Annotated in this window: 14 protein-coding genes; 9 read left to right on the top strand and 5 right to left on the bottom strand. The window is 40.4% G+C overall.

The genetic code is table 11. The features are described 5' to 3' along the window. Window positions 1-50 precede the first annotated feature (50 nt). The 9 genes from AC6F33_RS05400 (at window position 51) to AC6F33_RS05440 (ending at window position 11861) form a co-directional block, all read left to right on the top strand. Window positions 51-2504: a phage tail tape measure protein gene (locus tag AC6F33_RS05400; protein WP_500777935.1), complete on the top strand. Its 2454-nt coding sequence runs from the start codon at window positions 51-53 to the stop codon at window positions 2502-2504. Beyond that, window positions 2494-3216, top strand: coding sequence for a hypothetical protein (locus AC6F33_RS05405; protein ID WP_500777936.1), 723 nt, complete (start codon window positions 2494-2496; stop codon window positions 3214-3216). Before AC6F33_RS05400 ends, AC6F33_RS05405 begins: the two co-directional genes overlap by 11 nt. Further along, complete coding sequence (locus AC6F33_RS05410; protein ID WP_500777937.1) at window positions 3213-5894, top strand: phage tail spike protein; 2682 nt, start codon at window positions 3213-3215, stop codon at window positions 5892-5894. The genes AC6F33_RS05405 and AC6F33_RS05410 overlap by 4 nt, the downstream gene beginning before the upstream one ends. Beyond that, window positions 5875-7974 carry an SGNH/GDSL hydrolase family protein gene (locus AC6F33_RS05415; protein WP_500777938.1) on the top strand — a complete coding sequence of 700 codons (2100 nt, stop codon included), beginning with the start codon at window positions 5875-5877 and terminating at the stop codon, window positions 7972-7974. Before AC6F33_RS05410 ends, AC6F33_RS05415 begins: the two co-directional genes overlap by 20 nt. Before the next feature lie 78 nt (window positions 7975-8052). Beyond that, the gene (locus tag AC6F33_RS05420; RefSeq protein ID WP_500777939.1) at window positions 8053-8784 is read left to right on the top strand and encodes a GDSL-type esterase/lipase family protein; all 732 of its coding nucleotides are present in this window, start codon (window positions 8053-8055) and stop codon (window positions 8782-8784) included. A gap of 15 nt (window positions 8785-8799) precedes the next feature. Further along, on the top strand, window positions 8800-9441 hold the full coding sequence (locus tag AC6F33_RS05425) for a DUF1919 domain-containing protein (protein ID WP_500777940.1): 642 nt from the start codon (window positions 8800-8802) through the stop codon (window positions 9439-9441). Window positions 9442-9728: 287 nt separating this feature from the next. Then, a complete protein-coding gene (gvpU, locus tag AC6F33_RS05430) occupies window positions 9729-10331 on the top strand; it encodes a gas vesicle accessory protein GvpU (RefSeq protein ID WP_500777941.1) in 603 nt (200 codons plus the stop codon). A gap of 121 nt (window positions 10332-10452) precedes the next feature. Beyond that, window positions 10453-10851, top strand: coding sequence for a phage holin family protein (locus AC6F33_RS05435; protein ID WP_500777942.1), 399 nt, complete (start codon window positions 10453-10455; stop codon window positions 10849-10851). Next, window positions 10851-11861 (top strand): glycoside hydrolase domain-containing protein, encoded by a 1011-nt coding sequence (locus AC6F33_RS05440; protein WP_500777943.1) that lies wholly within the window; start codon window positions 10851-10853, stop codon window positions 11859-11861. The genes AC6F33_RS05435 and AC6F33_RS05440 overlap by 1 nt, the downstream gene beginning before the upstream one ends. Window positions 11862-11958: 97 nt before the next feature. Here the strand turns inward: AC6F33_RS05440 and AC6F33_RS05445 are convergent, their stop codons facing one another. The 5 genes from AC6F33_RS05445 to AC6F33_RS05465 all read right to left on the bottom strand — a co-directional run bounded on the left by AC6F33_RS05445 (window position 11959) and on the right by AC6F33_RS05465 (window position 15758). After that, window positions 11959-12114 carry a hypothetical protein gene (locus AC6F33_RS05445; protein WP_500777944.1) on the bottom strand — a complete coding sequence of 52 codons (156 nt, stop codon included), beginning with the start codon at window positions 12112-12114 and terminating at the stop codon, window positions 11959-11961. Next, the gene (locus AC6F33_RS05450) at window positions 12114-13421 is read right to left on the bottom strand and encodes a hypothetical protein (protein ID WP_500777945.1); all 1308 of its coding nucleotides are present in this window, start codon (window positions 13419-13421) and stop codon (window positions 12114-12116) included. The genes AC6F33_RS05445 and AC6F33_RS05450 overlap by 1 nt, the downstream gene beginning before the upstream one ends. Window positions 13422-13715: 294 nt before the next feature. Further along, window positions 13716-14324, bottom strand: a complete 609-nt coding sequence (locus tag AC6F33_RS05455; protein WP_500777946.1) for a hypothetical protein — start codon at window positions 14322-14324, stop codon at window positions 13716-13718. Then, window positions 14317-15459, bottom strand: a complete 1143-nt coding sequence (locus AC6F33_RS05460) for an FtsK/SpoIIIE domain-containing protein (protein ID WP_500777947.1) — start codon at window positions 15457-15459, stop codon at window positions 14317-14319. The genes AC6F33_RS05455 and AC6F33_RS05460 overlap by 8 nt, the downstream gene beginning before the upstream one ends. Window positions 15460-15461: 2 nt before the next feature. Then, the gene (locus AC6F33_RS05465) at window positions 15462-15758 is read right to left on the bottom strand and encodes a hypothetical protein (protein WP_500777948.1); all 297 of its coding nucleotides are present in this window, start codon (window positions 15756-15758) and stop codon (window positions 15462-15464) included. Between the last annotated feature and the right edge of the window lie 171 nt (window positions 15759-15929).

Below are 15929 nucleotides of genomic sequence, written 5' to 3' on the forward strand. Positions count from 1 at the left end.
CTCCGATTTTGGGGCTTTTTTATTTTGTTTCGTCAGGGAGGTGAGAAGCAATGGCGGGAAGCAGGATTAAGGGCATCACGATTGAAATTGACGGTAATACAACCGGACTAGATAAAGCCTTACAAAGTGTCAACAAGCAGTCTCGGGACCTTCAGGGACAGCTCAATGACGTCAATCGGCTTTTGAAGTTCAATCCCGGAAACGCCACATTGCTTGCTCAAAAGCAAAAACTTCTCACCGACCAAGTGGAAGCGACCAGACAAAAACTAAATCAATTAAAGCAAGCTGAATCGCAAGTTCAGCAGCAATTTGCTGAAGGTAAAATCAGCGAGAAACAATATCAAGCATTTCAACGCGAGATTGTGGCGACTGAAGGGAAGATGGGCCATTTTGAAGCTCAGCTCTCAGAGGTTAACCAAGCGTTAAAAGCAACGGGCAGATCCGCAAGCCAACTGGGAAAAGATTTCAAAGAATCTTTTGATGAGGCAAAGCGGTCAGCAGGAAATACTTTTGATCAGTTGAAACGTTCGGGAACGGTTATCACGGGATTTGGTGCTTTACTGGCCGGAGCATTCGGAATAGGTGTTAAGGCTGCAGCAGATCAACAGCAACAGATGGCTGCCCTTGAAACAGCTTTTCGCGGTAACAAGAAAGCTGCACAAGAGTATTACAAATGGGCGCAGCAATATGGCAAAGAGACGCCGTTCGAAACAGCTGATGTGGTCGATGCGACAATCAAGCTTAAATCATACGGCATTAATGCCAAAGAAACGCTTACGGATATTGGCAATATGGCAGCCGGCATGGGGAAGCCGTTGGACCAAGCGATTGAAGCTGTTGCCGATGCGCAAACCGGCGAGGTTGAGCGTTTAAAAGAATTCGGAATCACCAAGCAGATGCTGATCAATCAAGCCGCATCAATGGGCAAAAAAGAGATTGTGAATGCACAAGGTCAAATTACCGATATAAAGGCTTTTAATGATGCGCTTTTTGCATTGATGGAGGAACGTTTCAAGGGCGGGATGGCTCGGCAATCCCAAACATTACAAGGTCAATTATCCGCTCTGCAGGACAGCATTACACAAATCCTGCAGGCAATGGGCAATGCACTAATGCCAATCATCACACCGATCGTTGCCTTCCTGCAGCAGCTGGCAGATGGTTTCAACAATCTATCACCAGGTATGCAGACAACCATTGCGGTGATCGTTGCATTAATTGCCGCGCTCGCACTAATCGTGGGGCCGCTATTACTTTTAATCGGTTTTCTGCCACAAATTGCGGCAGGTATTGCAATGATTTTTACTCCGGCTGGTGCAATCGTTGCATTAATTATCGCAATCGTTGCGGCGATAAGTGGTCTAATCCTATGGCTTACAAATTTGTATAACACGAATGCTGCATTCCGTGATAATGTACAAGCCATTTGGCAGAGTATTTCTACAGTCATTCAATCGGTTATGTCTGTTGTAATGAGCGTAGTCACGACGGTGATGAGTGCCGTGTGGTCATTTGTTAGTAGTATCGTCAGTCGGATCACAACTTTTTGGAAACAAAACGGTGATCAAATCATGGCGGCGGCCAAGAATGTTTGGACAGTTATTAGTACGGTCATTCAGGTTGCCTTGACCATCATTAAAGGCATCATGTGGCTTGTTTGGCCACTTATTAAGTCTTTAATCGTGGATACATGGAACGCCATCAAGAACGTGATTAACGGTGCCTTGACCATTATATTGAACGTCATTAAGCTTTTTGCCGCGCTGTTCACCGGTGACTGGAAAGGCGTATGGGATGCAATTAAAGGCATCCTATCCGGGGCGGTTCAAGCCCTTTGGGGATTGATCAATCTATGGTTTGTCAGCAAAATTCTTGGCGTCTTTAAAATCTTTGGACGCGGTGCATTGTCTGCGCTGCAGGCAGCTTGGGGTGCAATAAAGGGCGCAACAAGTTCAGCATTTCGCGCGGTAGTAGACTTTATCACAAAACCATTACAAGGCATAAAGCTTTTTGAGATTGGTAAGCAGATTATTGCTGGATTAATAAACGGTATTAAAGGTATGGCGGGCCAGGTATGGGATACGGTTAAAGGCATTGCTGACGGCGTCACCGGCGCATTCAAAAAGCTGTTCAAAATTCATTCGCCGTCCCATTTAATGCGCGATGAAATCGGATTCAATGTCGGTGAAGGCATGCGTGTCGGAATGCTTGATTCACTCAAGGGAATTGGACAAGCGGCGCTCAAGATGTCTCAAGCAGCAATACCTACCATAACCAGTCCTGATTCGACGACACAACAGCCATCCGGCAATACGTCCAATTTTCCTTCTTCGAATGGTCAAGATCAAGCACCAGCTGGCGTGATCCAGGGTGAGGGATTCGCCCTCGCCCTGTACATCACTAATTTTTATAACTACCGTGCTGAAGACATTAAACAATTGGTGCAGGAGATTGCGGCATACATGCAGGCGGAGAAAGCAGGTGGACTGAAGTATGAAGGATGAGAACTGGTTTGAGTTCCGAGGCGAGCGATCGACCGATTATGGATTAATCTTACGTGATGGACATTCACTTGGAAGTCCAGAAAGCAATGCTGAATTTATCGATATCCCTGGGCGAAACGGTGCTCTTATCTTGGACGATGGGACGTTTAAAAATTATGATGACACGTACAATTGTGCCTTATTTGCTAATTCAAATGTTGAGGACCAGGCGCGGCAGGTAAAGGCTTGGCTTCAGTCATCTCGTGCTTATGGATTCCTAAGAGATTGGCGTGATCCGGACTATTACAGGGAAGCGACCTGTACCAGTAAGATTGATGTCCAGCGAGCACTCGAACAGCTAGGCTATGCTGTCATCGTTTTTAATTGCAAGCCATTGAAAAAATCGCTTATTGGTCTTGATCCAGTTGAATTGTCTTCTCCGGGCATGTTGTTCAATCCGGAGGCTTACGGATCCACTCCTTATCTAAAAGTGGTGGGCAGCGGTGACATCACCATTTTTATAAATAACCGTTCCGTTGTCTTGCAAGGTGTATCGGAATTTATCGAGATTGACAGTGAAATGAAGGAAGCCTACAAGGGTGCAGGTAATGGGCAAAATGACAAGCTGCGCTCCGATTGGCCATACCTTGAACCTGGAGAAAACAACATAAGCTGGACTGGAACCGTTGATCATATTGAATTTATTCCTAGGTGGGTGACTCTAGCATCATGATACCGATTCTATATAAAAAAGATGAAACCGACTTTGGTCACCACGGGCTTGGTGATTTGGTCGATTGCCTATCGGCCCATGTCATTGAGCAGCGTAATGGTAAATATGATCTTGAATTTGTCTATCCAACAACCGGCCGGCATTTTGATGAGATCAAGGACGATATGATCGTTAAGGCGAAAGCAAATGATATTGATGATGATCAGCTGTTCCGGATCCATTTTCATTCCGCACCGATCGATTTCAAGGTGACTTTTCAAGCGCATCACATCAGTTATGACTTGATGTACAATCCGATTGAGAAAATGACGCTTTCTGGCAATACACTGCATGCGTTAAACCAGGTCAAAGAAGGAGCACTCAATCCTCATCCGTTTAATGTTTTTTCGGACAATATGGCCGAGTCTACATCTGAGATCGGTCCTTGTCATGCGAGGGAAGCCCTTGGCGGTACCGATGGCTCAATCTTGGACAATTGGGGCGGCGAGTATCACTTTGACAACTTCATGGTTGAGAACATGAAGCAGCGGGGGCGGGATATCGGGGTAACCATTGAGTATGGAAAAAACTTAACGGATTACAGCCAAGAGAAAGCGCTTGAAAGCGTATTTACATCTGTTTATCCATACGCAAACAAGCAAACGGATGACGGCGGTCAGCAGCTGATCACATTACCGGAAAAGATCATTCACTTAGCATCAGAAAATCAGTATCCGGTTAAACGGACGTTAATGCTCGATCTGTCGCAGGATGAATCGGTGACCGATACTGATTCATTACGGGCCGCTGCGCAAAAATACGCGCAAAATAATAAGATCGATCGGCCGTCCGTCAGCTGGGCAATTAAGTTTCAGGACCTCAGAAAAACGGAGGATTACAAGCATATTGCCGCTTTAGAGCAATGCGGCTTGTGTGATTTCTTGATTGTTCGTTTCGCTCGATATGGCGTATCTGAAAAAGCAGAGATCATTGAGGTTGACTATGATGTGCTCAAAGAGCAGTACATCAGCATCGATCTCGGCGATCCGGTCAGCAACTTTGTTACTGATTTTCAAGATGCGCAGAAAGAAACAAAGAAAGTAATCAGCCCGACCGGCTTTCTTCAGCAAGCAATCAACAAGGCGACCCAAGCCATTACCGGTCAATCTGGCGGCTACGTCCGCTTGAATCCTGCACTCAATCCGCAGGAGATATTGATCATGAACACGCCTGACATTGCTACAGCAACGAAGGTATGGCGCTGGAACCTGGGCGGACTCGGATACAGTAAGCACGGCTATAACGGACCGTATGAATTGGCCATGACGATGGACGGCGAGATTGTGGCCAACTTTATTACGGCAGGCGTGCTTCGCGGGATATTGATCGAAGGTACCAATATTCATGCATTGAATTCGGACAAGTCGTTTGATGCGTGGCTCAATTCGGACGGATTAAATATCTTAAAAAATGGACAGACGAAATTTAAGGTAGATGCAGATGGGAACCTGGATACCTATGGCGCATCGATCCATGGTGGGTCGATCGAGGGTTCAAGTTTTTATATTCAAAATAGTGGCCTTCAGGGATGGCTTGACGGTAATGGACTTAACTTTGTAAAAGACGGCAACCCGGTTTTCCATATTGGAACAGACGGCAGCGTAAACACTTATGGCGCTGCCCTTCATGGCGGGTCAATCGACGGATCTAATCTGCATGTACAGAATGGAGACGCTAATATATGGCTTGATGGCAATGGCTTTCACCTGCAACGAGGCGACTTTGATATATGGATTAATCAAGACGGCTTGAGAGTCGCTAAGAACGGTCAGGACAAGTTTAAAGTTGATGCTAACGGTAATCTCAATACCTACGGAGGAAAGATTCAAGGAGCGGATATTGAGGGTGCAATATTTCACGCGCCAGGAGAATTTGATTTGTCCGGAAATTCATCAATGCGCAATTACATCTCTGAATGGGAGTATGATTCGGGCGGAGGGACGTCAGAAAAGTGGCTCGGGTTGTCGTCTACCAGAGGGCTATTGCTTGTGATCCATGCGGATACGGGCAACACCTACTTGCCCAGAGTGACAATAGATGGATCCGGCACGCATATTAGAAATACACCACTGTTTTGCAATAACGAGCTGATTTTATCGACAGATGAAACGCGCAGGAACATGATTCGCGAATGGAACGATTCCGGTGAAATGAATCTTGCCATTATCGCGCAGCATAAAATAAAGCTCATGAACCGTGATGGGTCAGGAGACAGTGCGAATTATAAAACGCTCGCGCAAGTAACGAATGGTGAAACCGATCTGTGGACAGATTTAAACATGAATGGCTGGACAATCAAAAATGCGAACATTCAATCCGGATCACTAGAATCGCTGAAACAAGATATCGAGTTGATGAAAGATAGTGCACTCGACATAATCAATGCTGCGGATATTTATACATTCCGGTTAAAAGATGAGTTGAAGCGTGGCCATGATTTAAAACGATATGGTGTTGTGATTGGTGTGGGGCGGAAAACACCAAAAGAGCTCCTGGCAGACGATCAATCCGGAGTCGATTACTACAATGAGATTCACTTGTTGATGAAGGGCATACAAGAACTATCTGAGAAACTGGACAAAGTATCCGGAAAAGTAGAACAGTTGGAAGGTGAAATCCATGGCGAGAAAAACATTTAATCTGAAACTAGACTTGAACGGTCAATCCCATAATCCAAGAATTGTAGTCCGTCGCAACGACTATGAATCTAACATCTTTGCCGCCCAGATCCTGCAAAACGGAGTCCCAGTCGATCTGACCGGATGCACGGCCGCCTTCGAATGTGTTACGCCAGCAAGAAATGCAATCCGCGATGACGGATCCGAAAACGGAACCATGGCCATCGTGGACGCTGCACAAGGAAAGATCGAATATACACTGACAGATAAACTATTCGCAAGTCTCGGTGTGATTGATCTCGCTTATTTTGCGTTCGAGCAGACAGTTGATGGCAAAGTCCACCGCATGACAACCGGAAACTTTGTATTTCGAGTTGATGCAGACGCCATGACCGGCAACATCCCAGCCGAGAACTATTTTTCAGATATTGAATCAATGCTGCAGCAGATCAATCAATTAAAGAATGATTATGTAACTTTGAACCCAGCAAACTACGTTACCCAGGGGCAATTTGGACAGAATAATGATCAAGTTGCTGCGCAGTTGGCGGATATTGTACAAAAAAAACAATTGCAATCGAAAATGCTCTTGCTTAAATCTGAAAATGAAGGGATATGGTATAAATTGAAGAGACAGATTGTTTGGGGAGATAGTATTAGCCATGGAGCAGGTTCGCAAGTCGCCTTTGAAAATTCATGGGCAGGAATTATGCGGAAATTTTTAAGACAACATACTGGAGGTAATTATGGATTTGTTGGCCTTAGGCCTCCTGAAGCATCATCCGGTGTTTTTGATGAAGATGCCATTGAAGTTTCTACTGTTGGCAATTGGGAAGAAAATGCAGTTAATGGTAGCTTTATCGGAGGGTATTGGATTGGTAGCACTACACAAGGTGATACTTTAAAAATAAAAGTAAAAAAAGATAGCCAGATTGTTAGAATTTATTATCAGCAGAAACCAGGGCAAGGCTCATTTGATGTAAAAGCAAATGGGACATTACTAGGGACGGTATCGGCAGATGGTGTTGACTATCCGAGTGTCCTCAGTCAAGATTTTGACGTTTCGCAATATCCTGCTGGCTATGATTTGGAAATTGAAAAAAAAGATAATTTATGGACAGGGTTCAGCGGTATTGAGTTGATTGACGACAATAATGCACTAACCTTTGAAAATTACGCTAAATCAGGACTGAGTTTGGCTGAAGTAAATGATACGATTATGCAAAATATGTGTGATTGCAATGTTTTGTTTTTTGCACTAGGGTATAATGACTCAGATACTAATACACCATTCGGAGACAAGATCGGATCAATTATTGGTTACTTATCATCAAAGAATCCACTAGTGGTAGTTTTAGATTTTATTTGGAATCAACCGCCCACAAATTACCGGCGAACCCAGTTAAAACGTTTGAGCGACAGTATAAAAAATTCTTTCTATATTCCGTTTCCTGACATTGTTCCATTTCAATCAGCGCAAGAATCTATAGATATGGGATTAACAGTCGATGGTACCCATCCGACTCCTAAATTGCATCAAATGATTGCTGAATATGTCGCCAATAGCTTAGGGATGTCAACTACATCAAAGTATGAAATTGAGCGATATGAAAAAACGTCTTTCTCACAAATAGGAATGCGCAATTTAATATTAAACTCTGGAAACGTATGGGCAAATCCAAGCACGCCATCAACAAATTTTTCTGTTTCAGACAATACGAAGTTTTTTATCCAAGGAAGAACAGTCACGCTTGGAATTAATACTTCAATTTCTTTACCATCAATTCCAGATGGTGCTGATTATGGTATTAAGTTAGATATTATTTTCTCAGACAATACAACAATGGAATTGAGCATTAATAGAAACTCTTTTGGATTGAAACAGGGATATGGCATGCAAAATGATTTTAAAAATGGAAATTTTACAGGACAATTAAACAAAATATTTAAATTACCGAGTAAATCAATATCAAGTATTTCTGGTTACGTTTTTGTAAGTGGCATAACGAGTGGAAATGCTGGAATTACAGAACCGATTTTAACTGTTGGTGATGCACCAGTAAGTTGGATGCCAGCAATTGAAGATATGATAAATTCGTAAATTGATGGTTATCCTGTTATGCCTTTAAATGATATTATTATAGAGATTATAAAAAGTTTTTGATTGGGCGGGGTATAAATGAAAAAGTTAAAATTTTTTTTGATAATCTCAATTGTGCTTAATCTTGTCTTTATTGCTGGTGGGATTAATGTCCTAAAAAATAAGGGGGGCATGAATTATATTAATCAAAAGATAAACAAACTTATGGGTAAAAAACAACCAGACAAATTTTTCCCTTACTACTATGATCGTAAGGACTTGTTCAGTCACTTAAAAATCGATAATAAAAGCATTGTCTTTTTAGGTGACAGCCTCAGTGACTATAATGAATGGTCAGAGGCATTTGATAACCAAAATATTAAGAATAGAGGCATTGGCGGAGATCGAACTACTGGAATATTGGGCCGATTATCTGAAGTTACTAAAGGGCAACCCAAAAAAGTATTTCTATTGATTGGCATCAATGATCTCGCGAATAAAGAAAGTATTCAAGAAATATCTTCTAATTATGAAAAAATCATTAATACAATAAAAAGTGAATCGCCAAAGACACAGCTCTATGTGCAAAGCGTATTACCGGTAAATAGCAAAAAAAATACAGCTCTTCCCGATGTAACTAATGGAGATATTGTCAATCTGAATAATAGTATAAAATCCATTGCTAAAACTGATCATGTTTCTTTTATCAATTTATATCCACTGTTTGAAAAGGGCGGACAAATGAACCCATCTTTAACAACCGATGGCGTTCATTTAAAAGCCCAAGGTTATATAATTTGGGAAAATTCAATAAGAAAATATATTGAATAGTATGGGGGAAGAACAATGCTCACCGCAATAAAAAAAGATATAAAAAATTTGGAAAGAGTAATCAGAAATTACTCTTTAAGAAAAAAGCTAAAAAATAAGGATTTCTCTATTATATCCAATAATTGCTGGGGCGGTTTTTTATATCAAGACCTAGGTCTTCAATACAACACACCTTTTATAGGGCTCTTTATTTTTGCGCCGGATTATATTAAAATGCTAAGAAATATTAAAGAGTATCTAGACACTGATTTGGAGTTTATTAGTAATGAGCAATCAAAATACAAAAAAGAACTTGATCAAAATTCAGCAGTATATCCGATAGGAATATTAAATGATGTAGAAATTCATTTTTTGCATTACAAAAATAAAGAAGAAGCACGTGAAAAGTGGACAAGAAGATTAAAAAGATTAAACTGGGACAATTTATTAGTTAAATTCTGTGATAGAGATCTATGCACTCCTGAATTAATTGCAGAGTTTGATACACTTAATTTCAGAAATAAAGTTTGTTTTACCGCTCATGACTATCCATATGAAAGCACCGTTTGCCTTAAAGAATTTGGCAATAAAAAGTATGTAGAAAACGAATGGGAAGTTTATAAAAAATATATGGATATTGTTGAATTGTTAAATAATGGTCTTATAATCAGAAAATGATTGATAGTCCAGCTAATTTTTTTAGGTAAGTGATATTTAATGTCAACACAAAAAATCGTTAATATCCATCCAATTGATAAAATTAAAGCATTAAAAGCAATTGAGAAATTAAGATTGGCAGGCGTAATCTCAGATCATGAGGCTTTTTATTTAAGAAAACGTATTGACACAAAGTAGGACGCTACTGCGCAACAACTTAACTTTATCAATTTAAAATGCACTTCCCAAAAGTTTTACTGATAGAGTAATATTAAATTAGAAATTTAGTATAAGGAGATGGGGTCATTATGGTAAATGTTAAGGGCATAATATTGTACGGAGCTGACGTATTAAATTTTGATGTGGATCTACCTTATGACAGCATTGATGACAACGCAATGCCGATTTCAGAATCAAACAGCTTAATTGTTAACGCGGTTAATGAAAAATATGGTAAAAGTTTTCCTTTGAAAGAAAGCAAATTAAATAACGTTTTAATTGAAAAAACCGATAGAAAAGATCCGAATGCTAAAAATGATTGGTTCTTAGAAAGTCTGATATATTTGTCAGACAGAGGACTAGAAATAGGAATAACTCTTAATGTTAAGGGGTTAGTTATTTCAGGAATTCTAACATCTGGGTCAGTTTACTTTTCTGAACTAGCTGAGAGTTTTTCATCTGCACAAGTTGACAGTGGTATTAAAGAAGCTTTGATTAAACATTTAAAGAAAAATGCTGAAGATCTAAAAGTTCAGGAAGATAAGTCGACTGATGATATATTTGAGTCAAATTATATACATTTGAGACAGTGCCGAATTTATAACTCAAACGACCCGATTTCAGATCAAAAGCTTCTTTGGCGAGGGAAAATTGCCGAGATTGATGGTTTCACAATTGGAAATTTTAATTGATATAAGATTTTTTATAAGAGCCCTCGGGCTCTTTTTTATATACCAATAAAGGAGTTGATCCCTTTATTTCAGACCCATACCGGGTCTATTTTTTATGTCCAAATTTAAAGGAGGCATCATCATGAATTCATTGGAATTTATCTATCGTTCTGCTGCAGTTCTGCTTGGGGCAGCTGTCGGCTATCTATTTGGAGGTTGGTCCATGCTGATCAGTATTTTGGTTGCTTTCATCGTTATTGACTATGTTTCAGGGGTTGTGGCTGCGGCTTATCTTGGCAAGTTATCATCAAGTGTTGGATTTCATGGTATTGCAAAAAAGGTCATGATTATTATTGTTGTTGCGGCGGCGCATCTTGCTGATCAAGCGATGGGAACAGAACATATCGCGCGTGACGCAGTTATCTTTTTTTATCTGGCCAATGAGCTGCTCTCAATCTTGGAGAACGCCGGAAAGACTGGTTTGCCGGTACCGGATCAGATTACTAAACTCGTAGAAATATTGAAAGGTGGGAAAAAATAATGGGTGTACAAGTTATAGATTTGGCAACAAAGCTAACTGCAGAAAAGGCAAAGGAACTTTATCAAGCGGGTATCCGATTGGTGGGGCGATACATCGGCAGTCCCGACAGTTGGAAGACACTTGAAGGCGCAGAGGTTAATGCATTAAAGGCAGCGGGAATCAAAATTTATTCGATCCGACAGACTACCAATAATAGGGCGTCTTTTTTTAATTATGCAAAAGGCGTTTCTGAAGCACAGGAAGCAGATAAATGGGCACGTAGCATCAACCAACCAGAAGGAACAGTAATCTATTTTGCTGTGGATTTTGATGCGCGTGGATCTGCCTTAGATGCAGTCAAAGAATTTTTCAAAGGCGTTGCTGATACGCTTAAAAGATATAAAGTCGGCGTGTATGGATCTTACGGCGTGGTTGAGTCTTTGAGTGCCACAACCTATACGAATCATTATTTTCAAACGTATGCATGGAGCGGCGGGAAGGTCAGCAGTCATGCAGATCTGCACCAATATAAAAATGGTCAAACGATTGCCGACGTCACCGTTGATTATAACGATATTAAAGGCAATGTCGGCGAGTGGGGAGCTGCAGACCAACCGAAGCCAAGTGTAAAAAACAAGAAACAATCTGTTCCGGACACATATGTCGTTAAATCAGGTGATACATTGTCTGAAATCGGCGCTGCTTATGGCATTGATTATCATGACATTAAACGCTGGAATGATCTTAAATCAGATTTGATCTTTCCTGGTCAGAAGCTGAAAATGAAAAAGGTTGCTACTGTTAAGAGCGAGTCAACCAAGAGCGGGCCGGCAGTTGTTCCGTATCCTGGACACCTCATTAAAAAAGGCAGTACCGGAAAGGATGTCGAGCGGATCCAGCGTGCGCTAGGAATTAATGTTGACGGCATTTTTGGTAAGCAAACCGAAGCTGCGGTTAAGGCGTATCAGAAGCGACATGGCCTAGCTGTTGATGGAATTGTCGGCATTCATACCTGGAACACCTTGTTTTGACATAACAGAAAGACCACATATATCTTACCCGGCTAATCCCGGGATACATAAATGGACATAAAAAAAGCCACATAAGTGGCAAAAATAGAAAAACTGATTAATTATTTTTTTTCTTTTCTGCAAGTTGTTTCTTTGTAGCTTTGATGATGTGCAAAGCTAAAGAAGTGGAGTCATGTAATAAATAATTATTTTTATTTGACTTTAGATAAAAAGATCCCTTTAAATTATTTGATTCCTTTAAATACATTTCCATTAGGGTTCACTCCTCGATAGGTTTTCGAAATATTCAAAGTTTTTATCTTTATCGAAATAATGTTTTCGTTGTATCCAGACTAAACCGTCACCTTTAGATATAATAGCAACATCAATTGGCCCACCAACAGTTTCCTGCTGATCTGATACTTTTCTTTTAAGCGAAGTTAGATTGACTAGTGCTTGTGCCATTGAGGCTAACTCATCTTTTGGAAGTATCTGAACAACATACATTAAAGGATTTATATATCCACTTTGTATACTTTCATTGAGAGTGCTTTTGAATTGTTCTGAAAGAGCGTTACCGACTTCAGTAATTTTATTGCTAATTTTGCTGTCCAAATATATATTATCATCTAATTCTTGGCGCAGTAAAGTGGGAAACTCTTGAAAAATATCATCAATTGATGCAAAAATTTTATCAATAATGTTTGGATCAATTCCTGTGATGAATGAATGTACCATTTCTTGTTGTGCAAAAGGTTTAATTACGGCTGTAGTTGTATCATCAGTAACGGTCGGCCCAATTGATGCTGTTCCGTCGATTGAATGTCTTAAAATTCCGTTGTAAATCCCATCAACATTATATGCAATGTAAGTCGGAAAGATTTCTGTTTCTCCAAAACCGGCAATAACAATCCCAGAGCAGTTGACATCAAAAGGTGTGTTAAACAGGTCTTTGGCAATCAATAATTCCGTTAGTTCAAAAATCATATTTGATATTTCAGACTTCAAATAATCTGTTTGCAGTTGCTCATCAATAACTTGATAAATAACTGTTGAATACTCTTGAATAAACTCTTCAATTGATACATTAGAAAAACATTCAAGGTCATCATACTTGTATAAAATATCAATGAAGTCATGTATGACTATTTGAAGTTCATCGACTTTTTGTTCGTAAGTAGGCATATTTTCTGTGAATTTTTTACCTAAATTATCATCGACATGTTTTGATATAACCTTCATTGCTAACGCTAACTTTTGAATAATTGCATCGTTCTCAACAGCGGTCGATCTGTATCTTGGATCAGATAAAACATAATCCAAAAAATGTTGCGCATAGTCTCTTAGATTTGGGTATTTTTGATTGTTGTTTGACTTTCTGAATTCTTTGATAATTATTTCCCAAGGTACTCCCATCAGTTCGGCATTGCCAAAAATCATTATCCCAACGGGATTAGGTTTTGATAGTGCAAATAACTTGTTGGCACTATTGTATATTTTCCTACCACCGCCTGATGTTACTGCACTATCCGCTGCTAGTGCAATGCCTTCTTTATTCATGATTAAAATTTCTGCTGTCATATTTTCACCGTCTTTTTTTAGTTTCAAAAATAGTTTCTATGTAATTAGACCTAATTCCTTCTTTTCTAACATTTTTTTTAGATTAATAATTTTATATTAAAGTAGTACATAATGTATTGTCTTAATTAGATTCAGAACAAATTAAAAAAACTCACCCAGCTTGCATCTGAATGAGAAAATGATCTATGTGAACCCTCCTCAAGGTACACAGTAAAGCATAACTCAATTATTCTATAATTATTTATTTCTGACAATTATTGGATTAGTCTGTTTTGTGAACGATTTAGCTTGATCTCATTGAGTAACCGCTCTTTTCATTCTATCGTACATCTCCTGCACGCTTTTTGTCTGCATAATGCCTTGCAATCCATCATATTGGCGTTGGCCAATGATCCAAATAATTGGAAATACATTCTTGTTTTTTCGCTGCCAAGATAATTGTTCCCAGGTACGGCTAATTCGATATTGCTCATAACGGGCAATTTTTTTCAACATGATGTCCGAGCTGTAGTTACTTAGCTGAGCTTCGATGTAAAACGGTGTTCCATGCCAAATTGCAAATATATCCGGTTCAACCGTACCCTTGCCGCCAATTTTAGGTTCAACAAAAAAATGTCGTAAGCCACCTAGCCGCCTCATGGCTAAATATATTTTAAAGATTGCTTGAAAGTGGTCAACCTTCTGGCTGTTCGTGCTCATTTTAGAATCGATCGGGAAGTACATATAAGGCTGGACGGTTCGGTCAGCTTTTATTTTCTTTCGGTCAGACAAGCGTCTGAGTACTTTATTCGCACAGGTCACAGGTGTTCGTATGTCTGAAAAATACATGTCAATAATGTTATCCCTACTCAAGCAATGAAACCGTTCAATGTCGCGCATAATTGCGTCATCACGTTCAGTCATCGTCATCATCCTCAAGCAGTCCGAATTGTTGTCCTTGTTCCTGCTCAAGCAGATCTTTCTGCAGGATGGAAGGTGCTTGAGTAAAGAATGGTTCAAGCAATTTCTCTACTTGAGCAGCAGTAATAAACGGCGCCTGAACGACTTGAGTATCAATTGTTTTCACAATTGCTCTGCCGGGGCAGGGCAGTTTCTCAGCGCCTGCCTGATCAAGTATGATTTTAGAATTGATTTTATCTGCTTGCTTAAACGAGATCCGCACATTCAGATTATTTTTTAACTTTCCATCCAGGACATCGGCATCTGGTCGCTGCATCGACAAGATCAAATAGACACCCATGGCACGCCCGATCGCTGAAATGTCCTCAATCAGAGCCATCACTTCTTTTTCCTTTTTCAATAATGCAACCTCATCGATACACACCACAATATCTGCAATCCCGCCGATTTCTACAGTGGAAAGGGCACGCGCTTTTTCAAGCATCTTTCCTCGCCGTTCGAGCTCGTGTCTCACCTTTGCTAATTCAAGCGCCAAAGTAGCTGCAGATGTGCTGACCGACTCTACATGACTGTATCCCCGGAATAAAGTCATTTCAGAATACTTTAGATCACCAAGAACGAACCGCAATTCTTCCGGCGACTTATAGAGCATTAGCGTTGTAAGGATCGCTCTCAATGCACTGGACTTCCCATAGCCGGTAGCTCCAGCAACAAGCACATGCGGGTGATTTTTTAAATCAAAGGCTTGAAATGTTCCTGTTGCATCGACACCGGTCACGATAGGCAGGTTCATGCCTTCAATTGCAGGCTCAACTAAAGAACGACTATACTTAAGCGATTTCGGCATTTGTTTTTTGTAAATATGGACGGTAAACTTTTTCAACTCGCCATCTACAGCTGTATTACTGCCGAACATTTGCTTAAATGCATAGTCAACTTTTTTTACTGATTTTGGATCCATACCATTAGGCAACGTGAATGTTAAAATCACTTCTGACAGTTTGTGCTGAACGCTATGAATGAACGGCTGTACTTCATAAACAGTGCCACCTATTGTATTTTTTCGGCAAAGCCCGGCTACACGAAAACATTGTTGCAGCTTTCGGTAATACGGATCAAAACGAATGAAAAAGGACATGATCATAACCCCCAAAGTGGATTTTTCAAAACAAAGTAGATAAAGCCTGCGGCAAATCCAATCATTAGCGCGCCTTTAGCAATCCAGGGTATTTTCTCGGCAAATGGATCATCTTTCTGTGCAAGCTGCTTTTCAACTCTTGCCATAACAATGGCGAATGCGCCCACACCTACGATAATGGCCACACCAGTCGCCATCATGGGCGATAATGTTAACAATGATTTTGCTGTCACTCCGTAGACAATTCCCATCGGTTTCGGTTCGAATGCTTTCCGCCAATCTAGTTCGTAATACTCCATCACTCACACATCCTTATTTACAAAATTTCAGAATCCCATAGTATCAGGCAGGGACGAGCTGAAAACTTGAGTACGTCTACTCAAGTGGATAGGTGAGCAGCTGCTACACTAGATACTATGGTAGATTAGGCTTGTCTGTTGCCTGTCCACCTGAACAAATGTAAAGAAGGA

It is taken from the genome of Sporolactobacillus sp. BBK16-2 (assembly GCF_059878335.1).

Coding starts and splice junctions, on each gene's coding strand:
- AC6F33_RS05405 (WP_500777936.1), top strand. CDS start 2,494: ATGAAGGATGAGAACTGGTTTGAGTTCCGAGGCGAGCGATCGACCGAT.
- AC6F33_RS05445 (WP_500777944.1), bottom strand. CDS start 12,114: ATGGAAATGTATTTAAAGGAATCAAATAATTTAAAGGGATCTTTTTAT.
- AC6F33_RS05400 (WP_500777935.1), top strand. CDS start 51: ATGGCGGGAAGCAGGATTAAGGGCATCACGATTGAAATTGACGGTAAT.
- gvpU (WP_500777941.1), top strand. CDS start 9,729: ATGGTAAATGTTAAGGGCATAATATTGTACGGAGCTGACGTATTAAAT.
- AC6F33_RS05460 (WP_500777947.1), bottom strand. CDS start 15,459: ATGTCCTTTTTCATTCGTTTTGATCCGTATTACCGAAAGCTGCAACAA.
- AC6F33_RS05455 (WP_500777946.1), bottom strand. CDS start 14,324: ATGACTGAACGTGATGACGCAATTATGCGCGACATTGAACGGTTTCAT.
- AC6F33_RS05465 (WP_500777948.1), bottom strand. CDS start 15,758: ATGGAGTATTACGAACTAGATTGGCGGAAAGCATTCGAACCGAAACCG.
- AC6F33_RS05410 (WP_500777937.1), top strand. CDS start 3,213: ATGATACCGATTCTATATAAAAAAGATGAAACCGACTTTGGTCACCAC.
- AC6F33_RS05415 (WP_500777938.1), top strand. CDS start 5,875: ATGGCGAGAAAAACATTTAATCTGAAACTAGACTTGAACGGTCAATCC.
- AC6F33_RS05450 (WP_500777945.1), bottom strand. CDS start 13,421: ATGACAGCAGAAATTTTAATCATGAATAAAGAAGGCATTGCACTAGCA.
- AC6F33_RS05425 (WP_500777940.1), top strand. CDS start 8,800: ATGCTCACCGCAATAAAAAAAGATATAAAAAATTTGGAAAGAGTAATC.
- AC6F33_RS05420 (WP_500777939.1), top strand. CDS start 8,053: ATGAAAAAGTTAAAATTTTTTTTGATAATCTCAATTGTGCTTAATCTT.
- AC6F33_RS05435 (WP_500777942.1), top strand. CDS start 10,453: ATGAATTCATTGGAATTTATCTATCGTTCTGCTGCAGTTCTGCTTGGG.
- AC6F33_RS05440 (WP_500777943.1), top strand. CDS start 10,851: ATGGGTGTACAAGTTATAGATTTGGCAACAAAGCTAACTGCAGAAAAG.